Origin of the sequence: Nissabacter archeti (assembly GCF_018257325.1) — a bacterium.
Taxonomy (GTDB): Bacteria; Pseudomonadota; Gammaproteobacteria; order Enterobacterales; family Enterobacteriaceae; genus Chimaeribacter; species Chimaeribacter arupi.
In genome coordinates this window covers 114,382-128,388 of the sequence record NZ_JAERKB010000003.1, presented here as the reverse complement: position 1 = coordinate 128,388, position 14,007 = coordinate 114,382, and the positions used below count along the sequence as shown (strand labels likewise).

At 59.5% G+C, this 14,007-nt stretch carries 12 protein-coding genes; 3 read left to right on the top strand and 9 right to left on the bottom strand.

Annotation, left to right across the window (positions count from 1 at the left end; translation table 11 throughout):
* Positions 1-15 precede the first annotated feature (15 nt).
* The 5 genes from secF to queA form a co-directional block, all read right to left on the bottom strand.
* A complete protein-coding gene (gene secF, locus JK232_RS04980) occupies positions 16-984 on the bottom strand; it encodes a protein translocase subunit SecF (RefSeq protein ID WP_072926552.1) in 969 nt (322 codons plus the stop codon).
* A 10-nt stretch (positions 985-994) separates the two neighbouring features.
* The gene (secD, locus tag JK232_RS04975; RefSeq protein ID WP_072926554.1) at positions 995-2,842 is read right to left on the bottom strand and encodes a protein translocase subunit SecD; all 1,848 of its coding nucleotides are present in this window, start codon (positions 2,840-2,842) and stop codon (positions 995-997) included.
* 25 nt (positions 2,843-2,867) lie between these two features.
* Positions 2,868-3,203, bottom strand: a complete 336-nt coding sequence (gene yajC, locus JK232_RS04970; RefSeq protein WP_072926556.1) for a preprotein translocase subunit YajC — start codon at positions 3,201-3,203, stop codon at positions 2,868-2,870.
* Positions 3,204-3,256: 53 nt separating this feature from the next.
* Positions 3,257-4,381 (bottom strand): tRNA guanosine(34) transglycosylase Tgt, encoded by a 1,125-nt coding sequence (tgt, locus tag JK232_RS04965; RefSeq protein ID WP_072926558.1) that lies wholly within the window; start codon positions 4,379-4,381, stop codon positions 3,257-3,259.
* A 98-nt stretch (positions 4,382-4,479) separates the two neighbouring features.
* The gene (queA, locus tag JK232_RS04960; protein WP_072926560.1) at positions 4,480-5,550 is read right to left on the bottom strand and encodes a tRNA preQ1(34) S-adenosylmethionine ribosyltransferase-isomerase QueA; all 1,071 of its coding nucleotides are present in this window, start codon (positions 5,548-5,550) and stop codon (positions 4,480-4,482) included.
* Between the two features lie 104 nt (positions 5,551-5,654).
* On the opposite strand from queA, the gene JK232_RS04955 reads away from it, so the two are divergent.
* On the top strand, positions 5,655-6,236 hold the full coding sequence (locus JK232_RS04955) for an acyl carrier protein phosphodiesterase (RefSeq protein ID WP_072926561.1): 582 nt from the start codon (positions 5,655-5,657) through the stop codon (positions 6,234-6,236).
* Positions 6,237-6,424: 188 nt separating this feature from the next.
* Positions 6,425-7,027, top strand: coding sequence for a peroxiredoxin C (locus JK232_RS04950; protein ID WP_072926562.1), 603 nt, complete (start codon positions 6,425-6,427; stop codon positions 7,025-7,027).
* Here JK232_RS04950 and JK232_RS04945 read toward each other — a convergent pair.
* Positions 7,017-7,199: a hypothetical protein gene (locus tag JK232_RS04945; RefSeq protein WP_146000790.1), complete on the bottom strand. Its 183-nt coding sequence runs from the start codon at positions 7,197-7,199 to the stop codon at positions 7,017-7,019. The genes JK232_RS04950 and JK232_RS04945 overlap by 11 nt on opposite strands.
* A gap of 141 nt (positions 7,200-7,340) precedes the next feature.
* On the opposite strand from JK232_RS04945, the gene ggt reads away from it, so the two are divergent.
* A complete protein-coding gene (gene ggt, locus JK232_RS04940; RefSeq protein WP_101834281.1) occupies positions 7,341-9,104 on the top strand; it encodes a gamma-glutamyltransferase in 1,764 nt (587 codons plus the stop codon).
* A gap of 91 nt (positions 9,105-9,195) precedes the next feature.
* Here the strand turns inward: ggt and malZ are convergent, their stop codons facing one another.
* From malZ to brnQ, 3 genes are all read right to left on the bottom strand, one after another.
* Positions 9,196-11,025, bottom strand: coding sequence for a maltodextrin glucosidase (gene malZ / locus JK232_RS04935; RefSeq protein ID WP_072926565.1), 1,830 nt, complete (start codon positions 11,023-11,025; stop codon positions 9,196-9,198).
* 119 nt (positions 11,026-11,144) lie between these two features.
* Positions 11,145-12,530: a proline-specific permease ProY gene (proY, locus tag JK232_RS04930; protein WP_072926566.1), complete on the bottom strand. Its 1,386-nt coding sequence runs from the start codon at positions 12,528-12,530 to the stop codon at positions 11,145-11,147.
* A 136-nt stretch (positions 12,531-12,666) separates the two neighbouring features.
* Positions 12,667-13,986, bottom strand: a complete 1,320-nt coding sequence (gene brnQ, locus JK232_RS04925) for a branched-chain amino acid transport system II carrier protein (protein WP_072926567.1) — start codon at positions 13,984-13,986, stop codon at positions 12,667-12,669.
* Between the last annotated feature and the right edge of the window lie 21 nt (positions 13,987-14,007).

Genomic DNA, 14,007 nt, shown 5'->3' with positions numbered 1-14,007 from the left:
TGTGCCGGGAGAGGATCAGCGCAGGATAGTCGGCTGATCGGCCCCTTCTTTCTCAACTTTCTGTTGCAGCATGTGCTCACGCTTCATGCCAAGCTTCAGCGCCAGCGCCGAGGCCACATAGATTGAGGAGACCGTACCGATCGACACCCCGATCAACATGGTCAGGGAGAAGCCCTCCAGCAGCGCGCCGCCGAAGATGTAGAGCATCAGTACCACCACCAGCGTGGTGGCGGAGGTCATGATGGTACGGCTCAGGGTCTGGGTCAGTGACACGTTGGTAATTTCGTAAGCATTGCCGCGGCGGATCTTGCGGAAATTCTCACGGATACGGTCAGAGACCACGATGCTGTCGTTCAGTGAGTAACCGATAACCGACATCAGCGAGGCGATGATGGTCAGGTCGATCTCAATGTGGAACAGGGACAGGATCCCCATCGTGATAATCACGTCGTGCGCCAGCGCCAACACGGCACCCAGCGCCAGCCGCCACTCAAAGCGGAAGCCGACATAAATCAGGATGGAGATCAGCGCCACCAGCAGCGCCATGCCGCCGGCCTGCGCCAGGTCGTTGCCCACGCTCGGGCCGACGAACTCGATGCGCTTGACCGACGCACTCTTGTCGATCTGGCTGTTTACCAGCGAGATCACCTTGTTGCCCAGTTCCTGCCCGGCATTGCCGCTGACCGGCGGCATACGCACGATCACGTCACGGCTGCTGCCGAAGTTCTGTACCACCGGTTCAGCAAAGCCTGCTTTCTCCAGGGTTTCACGCATCGTGTCCAGGTTGGCCGGCTGGCTGAGACTGATCTCAATCACGGTGCCGCCGGTGAAGTCCAGGCCCCAGTTGAACCCGCGCACGCCCATAATAATCACCGACGCAAGCAGCAGCAGGCCGGAGATACAGAACGCCACGTTGTCCCAGCGCATAAAGTCATAGACTTTGCGGCCGTAATTCAGTTGTTCAACAGTATATTGTTGTGCCACAACGCACTCCTCAGATAGACAGCTTGTTAATGCGTTTGCCGCCGTAAAGCAGGTTGACGATGGCACGGGTTCCGACGATCGATGTAAACATCGAGGTCGCCACACCGATAGCGGTGGTAATGGCAAACCCTTTAATCGACCCGGTGCCGACCGCATAAAGAATGATGGCGGTGATAAGCGTCGTCACGTTGGCATCAATAATACTGGAGAACGCGCCTTTGTAGCCCTCATGGATCGCCTGCTGAACGGAACGCCCGTTCTTCAGCTCTTCCTTGATACGCTCATTGATCAGCACGTTCGCATCGACGGCAACCGCCAGCGTCAGCACGATACCGGCAATCCCCGGCATGGTCAGGGTCGCCCCCGGCAGCAGGGACATAATGCCGACAATCAGGATCAGGTTGGCAATCAGCGCGGTGGTCGCAATCACACCAAATTTACGGTAGTAGACCACCATAAACACGATGGATGCCACCAGGCCCCACAGACAGGCCTCCAGCCCCTGCTGGATGTTTTGCATCCCCAGGGTCGGGCCGATGGTGCGTTCTTCAACGATCTGGATCGGCGCAATCAGCGCCCCGGCGCGCAGCAGCAGCGAGAGCTGACGGGCTTCGTTCGGATCGTTGATGCCGGTGATCTGGAAGCGATTACCCAGACGTGACTGGATGGTCGCCACGTTGATCACCTCTTCCTGTTTCACCAGGATGCCGCGGCCATTGGCGTCTTTCTTGCCGCTGTCTTTGTACTCCACAAACAGGGTCGCCATCGGCTTGCCGATGTTGTCCTTGGTGAAGTTAGACATGGCAGAACCGCCTGCGCTGTCCAGCGAGATGTCGACCTGCGGCTGGTTGTACTCGCCCATGCTGGAGGTGGAATCGGTGATGTGGTCACCGGTCAGCACCACACGCTTGTAGAGCACAATTGGCTGGCCTTCACGGGTGTTTTTCACTTCGCTGTCGCCCGGTACGCGGCCGGAGGCGGCAGCGCTGGCGTCAACATTGGTGTTCACCAGACGGAACTCCAGGGAAGCGGTCGCCCCCAGGATCTCCTTGGCACGCGCGGTGTCCTGGATGCCCGGCAGTTCCACCACGATGCGGTCAGCACCCTGGCGCTGGACCAGCGGCTCGGCCACACCCAGTTGGTTCACACGGTTACGCAGGATGTTGATGTTCTGCTGCACGGCGTCTTCACGCGACTGGCGCAGGCGCTCATCGGTCATCACCACACGCAGTGCGTTGTCGCCGGAGGCATTCAGCACCAGGTCACGGTGGCGCGGCGTCAGGTAGCTTATCGCGTTGTCACGGGTAGCGGCATCACGGAAGCGCACTTCCACGGCGTTACCGGCCAGTTTGCGGACGGTGGCGTAAGGGATGCTTTTATCACGCAGGTCGCTGCGCAGGGAGTCCATCGTCTGTTCCTGCAGCTTGCCCAGCGCCGTCTCCATATCCACTTCCATCAGGAAGTGAACGCCGCCGCGCAGGTCGAGGCCGAGTTTCATCGGTTCGGCTGCAAGGGCGGAGAGCCAGGTCGGGGTGGCCGGGGCCAGGTTGAGCGCGATGACATATTTGTCGCCCAGCACGTTGGTCAGCACTTCACGTGCGCGCAGCTGAACGTCGGTATCTTTGAAGCGGGCAAGGATGGCGCCATTTTCCAGGGCGATCGATTTGCTCGCGATCTGGTCTTTTTCTAATGCACTTTTGACTTGGTCCAGCGTGGCCATACTGGCGTCGGAGCCCCGAGCGCCAGTAATCTGCACAGCCGGATCCTCACCATAAAGGTTGGGAAGCGCATAAAGCAAACCGATGAGGATCACGACGATCAACATCAGATACTTCCACAAAGGATATCGGTTTAACACGGCAGTTCCCTTAGGGAAAATTCAATTACAGAGCCTTCATCGTACCTTTCGGCAGAACGGCGGTTACGTAGTCACGCTTAATCGTCACTTCTGTGGTTTCATTCAGCGCAATCACGATGTAGCCGGTCTCAGACACTTTGGCCACGCGGCCGATCAGCCCGCCATTGGTCAGCACTTCATCACCTTTGCCGATAGACTCCATCAGCTTCTTGTGTTCCTTGCCGCGTTTTTGCTGCGGACGCAGGATCATGAAGTAGAAAATCAGGCCAAATACCACCAGCATAATCACCAGTGAGTACGGGCTTGACTGGCCGGCCGGCGCACCCGCTGCGGCTACAGCATCAGAAATGAACAGACTCATTAAAATTCCCTCATTGTTATCGAAATCAATGTTATCGAAAGCAGTTGTTGAAATCAGGCATCCAGCGGCGGAACGGGCTTGCCGATGCGCTGATAAAAATCAGTGACAAACTGCGCTAACTTCCCTTCATCAATCGCCTGGCGTAAACCGGCCATGACGCGCTGGTAATAACGCAGGTTATGGATGGTATTCAGACGCGCACCGAGTATTTCGTTGCAACGGTCCAGATGATGCAAGTAGGCGCGGCTGTAATTGCGACACGTGTAGCAATCACATTCCGGATCCAGCGGCGAGGTGTCCTCTTTATGCTTGGCATTGCGGATTTTCACCACCCCGTTGGTGACAAACAGGTGGCCGTTACGCGCATTGCGCGTCGGCATCACGCAGTCGAACATATCAATGCCGCGGCGTACGCCTTCCACCAGATCTTCCGGCTTGCCGACCCCCATCAGGTAGCGCGGTTTGTCCTCAGGGATCTGCGGGCAAACGTGCTCCAGGATGCGGTGCATATCCTCTTTCGGCTCACCGACCGCCAGGCCGCCCACAGCGTAACCATCAAAGCCGATCTCTACCAGCCCTTTTACGGAGACATCTCGTAAATCTTCGTAAACACTGCCCTGGATAATCCCGAACAACGCATTGTTATTGTTCAGTTCGTCGAAACGCTTGCGGCTGCGGGCCGCCCAGCGCAGCGACATTTCCATCGAGCGTTTGGCGTAGTCCCAGTCGGCCGGGTACGGGGTGCACTCATCGAAGATCATCACGATGTCAGAGCCGAGGTCGTACTGAATCTCCATCGACTTCTCCGGGCTTAAGAACACCGGGTCACCGTTGATGGGGTTGCGGAAGTAAACGCCCTCTTCCTTGATTTTGCGCATCGCGCCCAGGCTGAAGACCTGGAAGCCGCCGGAGTCGGTGAGGATCGGCCCGTGCCACTGCATGAAATCATGCAGGTCGCCGTGTAGTTTCATGATCTCCTGCCCCGGGCGCAGCCAGAGGTGGAAGGTATTACCGAGCAGGATCTGCGCGCCGGATTCTTTCACTTCTTCCGGCGTCATGCCTTTTACGGTGCCGTAGGTGCCGACCGGCATAAAGGCCGGGGTTTCGACCACGCCGCGATCAAACACCAAACGGCCGCGACGGGCGCGACCCTCTTTCTTGATTAATTCGTACTTCACAGTGCCTCCGGCATCAGAGAAACAGTCTGATGAGGTTGACTCCGGGGCCATTGGCCCCGGAAAGAGTAAGCCCGGCGCACGACGCGCCGGGCCGGGTATTACCGGCCTGCCGCCTGTTGCGGGGCCAGCGGGTTACGGGTAATGAACATCGCATCGCCGTAACTGAAGAAACGGTACTGCTCGGCCACCGCGGTGTGGTAGGCATTCATCGTCTGGGTATACCCGGCGAAGGCCGACACCAGCATAATCAGCGTGGATTCCGGCAGGTGGAAATTGGTGATCAGGGCGTCGATCACCTGATACTCATAACCGGGGTAGATAAAGATTTTGGTGTCGCCGAAGAACGGCGCGATCAGGCCATCCTGCGTGGCCTGCGCCGCGCTCTCCAGCGAGCGCACGGATGTGGTGCCGACGGCGACCACACGCTTGCCGCGCGCTTTACAGGCCAGCACCGCGTCCACGACCTCTTGCGGCACTTCTGCATACTCGGCGTGCATAATGTGGTCTTCAATGCTCTCCACCCGCACCGGCTGGAACGTCCCGGCGCCGACGTGCAGGGTCACGAAGGCCATCTCCACGCCCTTCTCTTTCAGCGCGGCCAGCAGCGGCTCGTCAAAGTGCAGCCCGGCGGTCGGGGCTGCCACCGCGCCCGGTTTGGCGCTGTAGACGGTCTGGTAAAGCTCGCGGTCCGCGTCCTCATCCGGGCGGTCAATATAGGGCGGCAGCGGCATATGCCCGACGGCGTTCAGCACGCTGAACACGTCGCGCTCATCATTGAAGCGCAGTTCAAACAGGGCGTCGTGGCGGGCCACCATGGTCGCGGAGATGCTTTCATCATCCCCCAGCAGCAGCTCAGCGCCCTCTTTCGGGGCTTTGGAGGCGCGCACATGCGCCAGCACGCGGTGGTCATCCAGCACGCGCTCCACCAGCACCTCAATTTTACCGCCGCTGACTTTACGCCCGAACATCCGCGCCGGGATCACGCGGGTATTGTTGAATACCAGCAGGTCACCCGGCTCCAGCGTCTCCAGCAGGTCAGTGAAGACGCCGTGCGTCAGGTCACCGCTGGGGCCGTCCAGGGAGAGCAGGCGGCAGCCGCTGCGCTGGGCTTGCGGATAGTGGGCAATCAGGGATTCAGGGAGTTCAAACGAAAAATCAGCGACGCGCATAACACTCTACTTCACGTGAAAAACAGGCGGCTTAGTCTAGAGCCAGCACCGCCCGGCTGCAACAATTAAGGGCGTCTGCCGCCTGAAATGGTTATACTGCCGGAATGAATTTTCTTGCCCATCTGCATCTGGCCCATCTGGCCAACAGCTCACTGACCGGTAACCTGGCCGCTGACTTCGTCCGCGGCGATCCCACACATCTTTATGATCAGGCGGTGGTTGACGGCATCCGTATGCACCGGCGGGTCGATTCGCTGACCGACAGCCTGCCGGCGGTTAAAGAGGCGCGCCGCCTGTTCAGTGAAACCTACCGCCGGGTTGCCCCCATCACGATGGACGTCATGTGGGACCACTTCCTGGCGCTGCACTGGCAAAAACTGGTGGCGGATTATACCCTGCCGGCCTTTGTGAACTATGCGCAAGGTCAAATTTTACCCAGCTTAAGCACCATGCCGGCAGGGTTTCAGCATCTTAATGCCTATCTCTGGCCGGAACGCTGGCTGGAGCGCTATGCGGAGCTGCCGTTTATCGCCAATGTGCTGGCCGGGATGGCCGCGCGCCGCCCGCGCCTGCATCTGCTGAAAGGCTCTTTTGTTGACATTGAGCGCAATTACCCGCAGTTTGAGGCGATATTCTTTGATTTTTACCCGCAGATGATGGAAAAAGCGCGCTGCCGCCAGCTATGACGGCGCGCCGTTAAGGCAGGATAAAATAAGGGTTATTGTTAAAACAGGATAGTTTTTACAACTTGCATCAATAGCCGGAAGCTATCTGAATGATTGGTCTTTCACCCTTTATTCACCCTGCCTAAATCCCTATACTGCCCTCGTCTTATTCATAAACTGTCCTTTAACTTGATATTACAGGAGTAATTATGGTCCTGGTAACTCGCCCAGCCCCAGACTTTACCGCTGCTGCCGTTCTGGGCAGTGGTGAAATCGTTGAAAACTTCAACTTCAAAAAGCACACTGCTGGCAAACCTACCGTTGTCTTCTTCTGGCCAATGGACTTCACCTTTGTTTGCCCGTCTGAGCTGATCGCTTTCGACAACCGTTACGCTGAATTCCAGAGCCGTGGCGTGGAAGTTGTAGGTATCTCCTTCGACTCCGAGTTCGTTCACAACGCATGGCGTAAAACCCCGGTTGATAAAGGCGGCATCGGCGAAGTGAAATACGCGATGGTGGCTGACGTTAAACGTGAAATCCAGAAAGCGTACGGTATCGAGCACCCGGACGCAGGCGTTGCGCTGCGTGGCTCCTTCCTGATCGACAAAGACGGCATCGTGCGTCACCAGGTTGTTAACGACCTGCCGCTGGGCCGTAACATCGACGAAATGCTGCGTATGGTTGACGCGCTGCAATTCCACGAAGAGCACGGCGAAGTGTGCCCGGCTCAGTGGGAAAAAGGCAAAGTTGGCATGGGCGCGTCTCCGGACGGCGTTGCCAAGTACCTGTCTGAAAACGCCATTAACCTGTAATCTGCTCACCGGCCGGGTGATTGCCCGGCGGTTGCGCGTTCAGGATAAAAACCGGCCGGCTTTGCCCGCCGGTTTTTTTACGTCTGCCCTTTTTCAGGTCAGCGTTGCCCCGCCATAATGCCGTCCCACCCGGCAAAATGAATATTTCTCCTCTGTTTTCTATGACTTCCATTTTGGTTTGCCGCTACGCTGGTAAAGCACCCTGCCGTCCGCCCGGCTGGCGCGGCATTTGCAGGGTGTTATTCAGGGAGGGTGCCTGCGGGTACCGGCCTGCAACCAATAACGATAAAAGTCAGTACAGACAGGAGGGAATATGGGGTTAACAAAATGGACTGCGCCACTGAGCGCGCTGGCGCTGCTGGTCAGCGCCAGCCTGCACGCCGCCTCAATGCCGGCGGTTGAGGCGCAACACGGGATGGTGGTCTCCTCGCAATATCTGGCCTCGCAGATTGGGGTGGATATCCTGAAAATGGGCGGCAACGCCGTGGATGCTGCCGTGGCAGTCGGCTACGCGCAGGCGGTGGTCAACCCCTGCTGCGGCAACATCGGCGGCGGCGGCTTTATGACGATTCACCTGGCGGACGGCAAAGACACCTTTATCAATTTCCGTGAAACCGCCCCGGCTGCCGCCAGCGCCGACATGTACCTGGATGAACAGGGCAAGGTGCGCAAAGAGGCGTCGCTGTATGGCTATCTTTCTGCCGGGGTGCCGGGTACGGTGCTGGGGCTGGACACCGCGCAGCGCGAATATGGCAAGCTGACGCGCCGTCAGGTGATGGAGCCGGCCATCAGGCTGGCGCGCCAGGGCTTTGTGCTGACCCGTGCAGACACCGACGTGCTGGACACCACCGTCAAACGCTTCCATGACGACCCGGAAGCGGCGCGGATTTTCCTGCGCCCGGACGGCAGCGCACTGCAACCGGGCGACCGGCTGGTGCAGAAAGATCTGGCCAACACGCTGGAGGCGATCGCCCAACGCGGGCCGGACGCCTTCTATAAAGGGAAAATCCCGGCGGCGGTGGAAGCCGCGGCGAAAAAAGGGGGTGGGTTACTGACTGCCAAAGACTTTGCCGACTACCGGATCAGTGAAGCCGCCCCGCTCACCTGCAGCTACCGCGGCTATAAGTTTGTCTCCTCCCCGCCGCCCAGCTCCGGCGGCACCACGTTGTGTGAAACGCTCAATATCCTCGAAGGCTACAACCTGAAAGAGATGGGCTTCAACTCTGCCGCCTCGGTTCATGTGCTGACGGAAGCGATGCGCCACGCCTATATGGACCGCAACACCTACCTCGGCGATCCGGCGTTTGTCACCAACCCCATCGGCCGCCTGACCAGCAAAAGTTACGCCGGTGAAATCCGCAAACAGATCGACCCGGAACGCGCCACGCCATCAAAACAGGTGCAGCCGGGCATGATGCCGCATGAGAAACCGGAAACCACCCACTACTCGATTGTTGACCAGCAAGGCAACGCGGTCTCCACCACGTACACGGTCAACGGCCGCTTCGGCGCAGTGGTGATCGCACCGGGCACCGGTTTCTTCCTCAATGACGAAATGGATGATTTCACCACCAAAGTGGGCGAACAGAACCTGTATGGCCTGGTGCAGGGCAGCCGCAATGCCATTGCCCCTGGTAAGCGCCCACTCTCCTCGATGAGCCCGTCACTGGTGACCAAAGACGGGAAAATCTTCCTGGTGCTCGGCTCACCGGGCGGGTCACGCATCATCAGCATTACCTTGCAGGCGGCGATCAACATCATCGATTACGGCATGGCCCCGCAGGAAGCGGTGGACGCCCCGCGCATCCATCACCAGTGGCTGCCGGATGAAGTCTATTATGAGCAGCGCGGCCTCTCTGCGGACACCCTGGCGCTGCTGGCGCAACGGGGCTACAAGATGGTGGAGCAGACCCCGTGGGGCGCGGCGGAGCTGATTATGGTCGGCCTGCCGGGCGCGGCAGGCGTCATCCCGGCCAACTCCGGCAATGACTCGGCTGTCTCCGGCAAAGTGCGTGAAGGCTATCTGTACGGGGCCAATGATGTGCGCCGCCCGGCCGGTGCTGCCATCGGTTATTGATACCTGGGCATCAACGACAAAAAGCGGGCTGAGGCAGGCCCGCTTTGTTCAGGGAGAGGTTGTCGCGCGCGCACCCTGCTTAATGCCGCGATCAGGGTTTACTGCGGCTGCGCCACAACGTCACGCTCTCTTCCGGCAGCGTCAGGTTAAGCTGCTCCCGCTCCGAAGTAAGCACTCCCTCACCTTCCAGCCGTTTCCACTCGCCTGCCTGCAACAAGGGCGTCAGGGGTAATACCCCACTGGCCGCCGGGCCGCGTTGCAGGGCCACCAGCACCTGCTCACGCTGGTACACCCGCAGGAATACCAGCGTATTCCCCTCGGCGTACAACACCTGGCAACCGCCGCGGCACAAGGCTTTGCTGCGCTGGCGCAGTTTCGCCATCCGGGTGTACAGCGCCAGCAGGTCGGTATTCCACTGCTCTTTATTCCAGGGGAAGGTTTTACGGCAATAGGGATCGTTGCCGCCATCCAGCCCGACCTCATCGCCATAGTAGATGCACGGCACGCCAATCCAGCTGAATTGCCATACCACGGCCATCGCCATCCGCGCCGTATCGCCCTTCAGCAGGGTGAGGAAACGGGCGGTGTCATGGCTGTCGAGCTGGTTAAACTGCCGCAGCTGCACCTGGTGCGGCAGCCCGGCGCGGTAGCCCTCCATCCACGCCGCGCAGGTCTGTGCCGTCAGCGAAACCGGGTGCCCGGCGTTGTCGATGCCGGCCAGGAAAGCGCGCACCGGCACGGCAAAGCCCCGGTAGTTCATTGCGCCATCCTCCACCCCGGCGTGCAGCCAGTCGCGCGCATCATCAAAATGCTCGCCGAGGATATAGGCCTCCGGGTTCTCCTCGCGGATCGCCCGCCTGATACCGGCCAGATGGTGCAGGTTGTTTTTTGCACCGCCCTCTTCGCCCAGCATGTGGATCACATCCAGCCGCCAGCCGTCGATACTGAAGGGCGGCCGCAGCCAGTAACGCGCCACGCTCTGCGGCCCCTGGTAAATCTGCTCCACCACGCCGGGGCTGGCATAATTGAGCTTGGGCAGGCTGCTGAAGCCTTTCCAGTCACGGGTGCTGCCGTCCGGCCAGAAGCTGTACCAGTCGCGGTAAGGGGAATCAGTATGGTGGCAGGCGCCGTTGGGGTGCTGCTGGTGGCGGTCAAACCAGGCGCAGGAGTCGCCGGTATGGTTGAACACGCCATCTAAAATCAGCCGCATGCCAACTTCCCGCGTCTGTTCACGCAGCCGCACCAGCGCCGCGTCGCCGCCAAACCAGGGGTCAACCTGATAGTAGTTTTCCGTGTCATATTTATGCACGCTGGGCGCGGTAAACACCGGGTTCAGGTAGAGCGCCGTGACGCCCAGCTTTTGCAGGTAGGGTAATTTACTGATGATGCCGTCCAGATCGCCGCCATAAAACGCCGAGGGCGAGCCTTCCGCCACAATCGGGTCATCCCAGGCATGGCGCGTCACCTCGCGTTTTTCCGCATGGTGGTAGTAGCTGCCGCTCTGGATCTGGTGGTCGCCGTTGCTGGCGGCGAAACGGTCGGGGAAAATCTGGTAGAAGACCTGATCGCTCACCCAGTCCGGGCCGGGATCGGGCACAGAGAGGGAGAACTGCCCCAGTGCACCGGGTTGCAGCTCGCTCACGCCCAGCGGGCCGACCCAGCGCTGATGGTCAGGCCAAATCAGTTTGAAGCAGTAACGGCGCGCGGGTTGCCCCTCATTCAGCGCCAGCACAGCATGGTAACGGTAATATTTCCCCATCCGGCGGGAGGTCATGGCCTGGAGCCACTCCTCGTTATCCGGTTCGGCACGCAGCAGCACCTGTTCAGGTGCGGTGTCGCATTCCAGCCAGAGTGTCAGGTAGAGAAAATCGCCGCGCAGGGTAATAAAGGGAGGGACCGGCAGGTGCCAGGCAGTGAGCATAGTGTCTCCAGAAGCCGCAATAACAATGCGCTCACCATGCCATGCCGGGCAAACCCCGCCCTCATCTGGCCGGTATAAAATCCGGGGAGGAGGACGGGGGCGGAGAACCTTACCGCCGGTTAATGGCTCTGTTTCTGTGCCGCCACGCGGCGCTGGAATTTCACTTTCCAGGCGTAGCCCAGCAGCAGCAGCGCCACCCAGACCAGGCCCGCATAGAGGGAAACGCGGGTATCCGGGAAGTAACCAATCAGGCCGATGATGAACACCAGGAAAATAATTGCCGCCACCGATGTCACGATGCCGCCGCGCAGCGGGAAGGCCAGGTTGGCCACCTGATCTTTGGTCAGGCTGCGGCGGAAGGCGATCTGTGAGAACAGAATCATGATCCAGACCCACACCGTGGCAAAGGTCGCCAGCGACGCGATCACCAGGAAGACGTTCTCCGGCATGATGTAGTTGAGGTAGACCGCTACCAGCATCGCCAGCATCATCACCACCACCGTCACCCACGGAATGCCGCGTTTTGAGACTTTGGTGAACATTTTCGGCGCGTGGCCCTGCTCTGCCATGCCGTGCAGCATCCGCCCGACGCCGAACACGTCACTGTTAATCGCCGACAGCGACGCGGTGATCACCACGAAGTTCAGGATACCGGCCGCAATGGTGATGCCCATGTGCTGGAAGGTCAGCACAAACGGGCTGCCCTGCGTCCCCACCTGGTTCCACGGGTAAATCGACATAATCACAAACAGCGTACCGACGTAGAACACCAGGATGCGCCACGGCACGGAGTTGATCGCTTTCGGGATAGAGACTTTCGGGTCATTGGCCTCACCGGCGGTGATGCCGATAATTTCAATGCCGCCATAGGCAAACATTACCAGTTGCAGCGAGAGCACCATCCCTATCAGGCCGTTACTGAAGAAGCCGCCGTTGGTCCACAGATTATGGATGCCGGTCGGCTGGCCGCCGTTGCCGATGCCCCAGATGATGATGCCGATGCCCGCCACAATCATGATGATGATGGTCAGCACCTTGAAGAACGAGAACCAGAACTCCAGCTCACCGAACACCTTCACGCTCATCAGGTTGATGCCGCCGATGATCAGCACCACGCTCAGCACCCAGATCCAGTGCGGCACGTCCGGGAACCAGACGCCCATATAAATGCCGAACGCCGTGACGTCGGCGATCGCCACAATCAGGATCTCAAAACAGTAGGTCCAGCCGGTGATGTAACCGGAGAGGGGGCCGAGGTAATCCTGGGCATAACGGGAGAAGGAGCTGGCCTGCGGGTTGTTGACGGACATCTCACCCAGCGCACGCATGATGATAAAGGCGATGACCCCACCAATCAGGTAAGCCAGCAGCACGCTCGGCCCGGCCATTTTGATGGCATCAGCCGACCCATAAAACAGCCCGGTGCCGATGGCAGATCCCAGGGCCATAAAACGAATATGCCGGGTGCTCAGGCCTCGTTTGAGCTTGTTGGCTGGTTGTTCCATGTACTTTTAAACCTGTAAGTAAACCAAAAACAAAAAGGTGAAAACGGCCCGGTTGCCGTAACAGTGCCGGATCGTTAACGCAAAAATGCCACGGGAGGGCCCGTGGCATCGGAAGGGTTACGCAGACATCATCACATCATTGATGGGCAGTGACATTGCGCTCGCCGGCAGCACGATCATAAACCCCGGCCAGGACCAGCATCAGCAGTGATGGCGGCAACCAGGCCAGCCCCTGGGATGCCAGCGGCAGGTGTTCTGTCCAGGCCGGCAGCGCCACAGTCAGGGCGGAAGCTTTGATGGCGTCGATAATACCAAAGATCAGGCTGACCAGCATCACCGGCGCCACAATGCGTGGCGTGCGGTTCCACATACGCAGGGTAAAGCTCAGCACAATCAGCACGATACATGGCGGGTAGATGGCCGTCAGCACCGGGATGGAGATCTGGATCAACTGGCTCAGGCCGAGGTTGGAGACCACCATGGAGAACAGCCCCAGTGCGAACACCAGCGTCCGGTAGGAGAACGGCAGGTGCTGGGCAAAGAACTCCGCACAGGCACAGGTCAGGCCTACTGCCGTCACCATACAGGCCAGGAAGATCAGCGCCGCGAGGAAGGTGCTGCCGATACCGCCGAAGGTGTTCTGTACATACGCGTGCAGGATCACCGCGCCGTTCTGCGCATCCGGCACCAGCACGCCGCTGCCCGCACCCAGTTTGAACAGGCAGAGGTAGACCAGCGTCAGGCCGACACCGGCAATCAGGCCGGCCAGAATGGTGTAACGGGTCAACAGGCGCGCATCACTCACGCCGCGCGATTTCGCCGCGTTCACAATCACAATGCCGAAGACCAGTGCGCCCAGCGTGTCCATGGTGAGGTAGCCATTGACGAAGCCGGTAGAGAACGGCACCTGCTGGTAGATTTCGGTCGCCGGGATCGGCTGGCCTGCCGGCCACAGCACCGCAGCGATACCCAGGATAGCCAGCGCTACCATCTTCAGCGGGGCCAGCACATGGCCGACGGTGTCCAGCAGTTTGCCCGGATACAGGGAAACGGCGATCACCAGCGCAAAGTAGATCAGGCTGTACACCAGCAGCGGCATCGCGCCGTCACCGGTCAGCGGGGCGATCCCCACTTCAAAGGAAACGGTCGCGGTACGCGGGGTGGCGAACAGCGGGCCGACGGCCAGGTAACAGACGGTAGCCAGCAGCAGGCCGGCCTTGCGGCCAATCGGCGTGCTCAGTGCGTCAATGCCGCCGCCGACACGGGCCAGCGCCACCACCGTCACCACCGGCAAGCCCACCGCAGTGATCAGAAAGCCAAGGGCCGCCCACCAGACGTGCTCGCCGGACTGCAACCCTACCATCGGCGGAAAAATGATATTTCCTGCGCCGACAAACAGCGCGAAGGTCATGAACCCCAGCGCCAGAATATCTTTACTTGCTAAACGATGATTCATGTTGTGTCGTGTTGCCTGTTC

Excerpts from the sequence above, each read along its gene's own strand:
- ggt (WP_101834281.1), top strand. The coding sequence starts at position 7,341 with ATGGGGTTAACAAAATGGACTGCGCCACTGAGCGCGCTGGCGCTGCTG.
- yajC (WP_072926556.1), bottom strand. The coding sequence starts at position 3,203 with ATGAGTCTGTTCATTTCTGATGCTGTAGCCGCAGCGGGTGCGCCGGCC.
- brnQ (WP_072926567.1), bottom strand. The coding sequence starts at position 13,986 with ATGAATCATCGTTTAGCAAGTAAAGATATTCTGGCGCTGGGGTTCATG.
- JK232_RS04945 (WP_146000790.1), bottom strand. The coding sequence starts at position 7,199 with ATGGAAGTCATAGAAAACAGAGGAGAAATATTCATTTTGCCGGGTGGG.
- JK232_RS04955 (WP_072926561.1), top strand. The coding sequence starts at position 5,655 with ATGAATTTTCTTGCCCATCTGCATCTGGCCCATCTGGCCAACAGCTCA.
- queA (WP_072926560.1), bottom strand. The coding sequence starts at position 5,550 with ATGCGCGTCGCTGATTTTTCGTTTGAACTCCCTGAATCCCTGATTGCC.
- malZ (WP_072926565.1), bottom strand. The coding sequence starts at position 11,025 with ATGCTCACTGCCTGGCACCTGCCGGTCCCTCCCTTTATTACCCTGCGC.
- proY (WP_072926566.1), bottom strand. The coding sequence starts at position 12,530 with ATGGAACAACCAGCCAACAAGCTCAAACGAGGCCTGAGCACCCGGCAT.
- JK232_RS04950 (WP_072926562.1), top strand. The coding sequence starts at position 6,425 with ATGGTCCTGGTAACTCGCCCAGCCCCAGACTTTACCGCTGCTGCCGTT.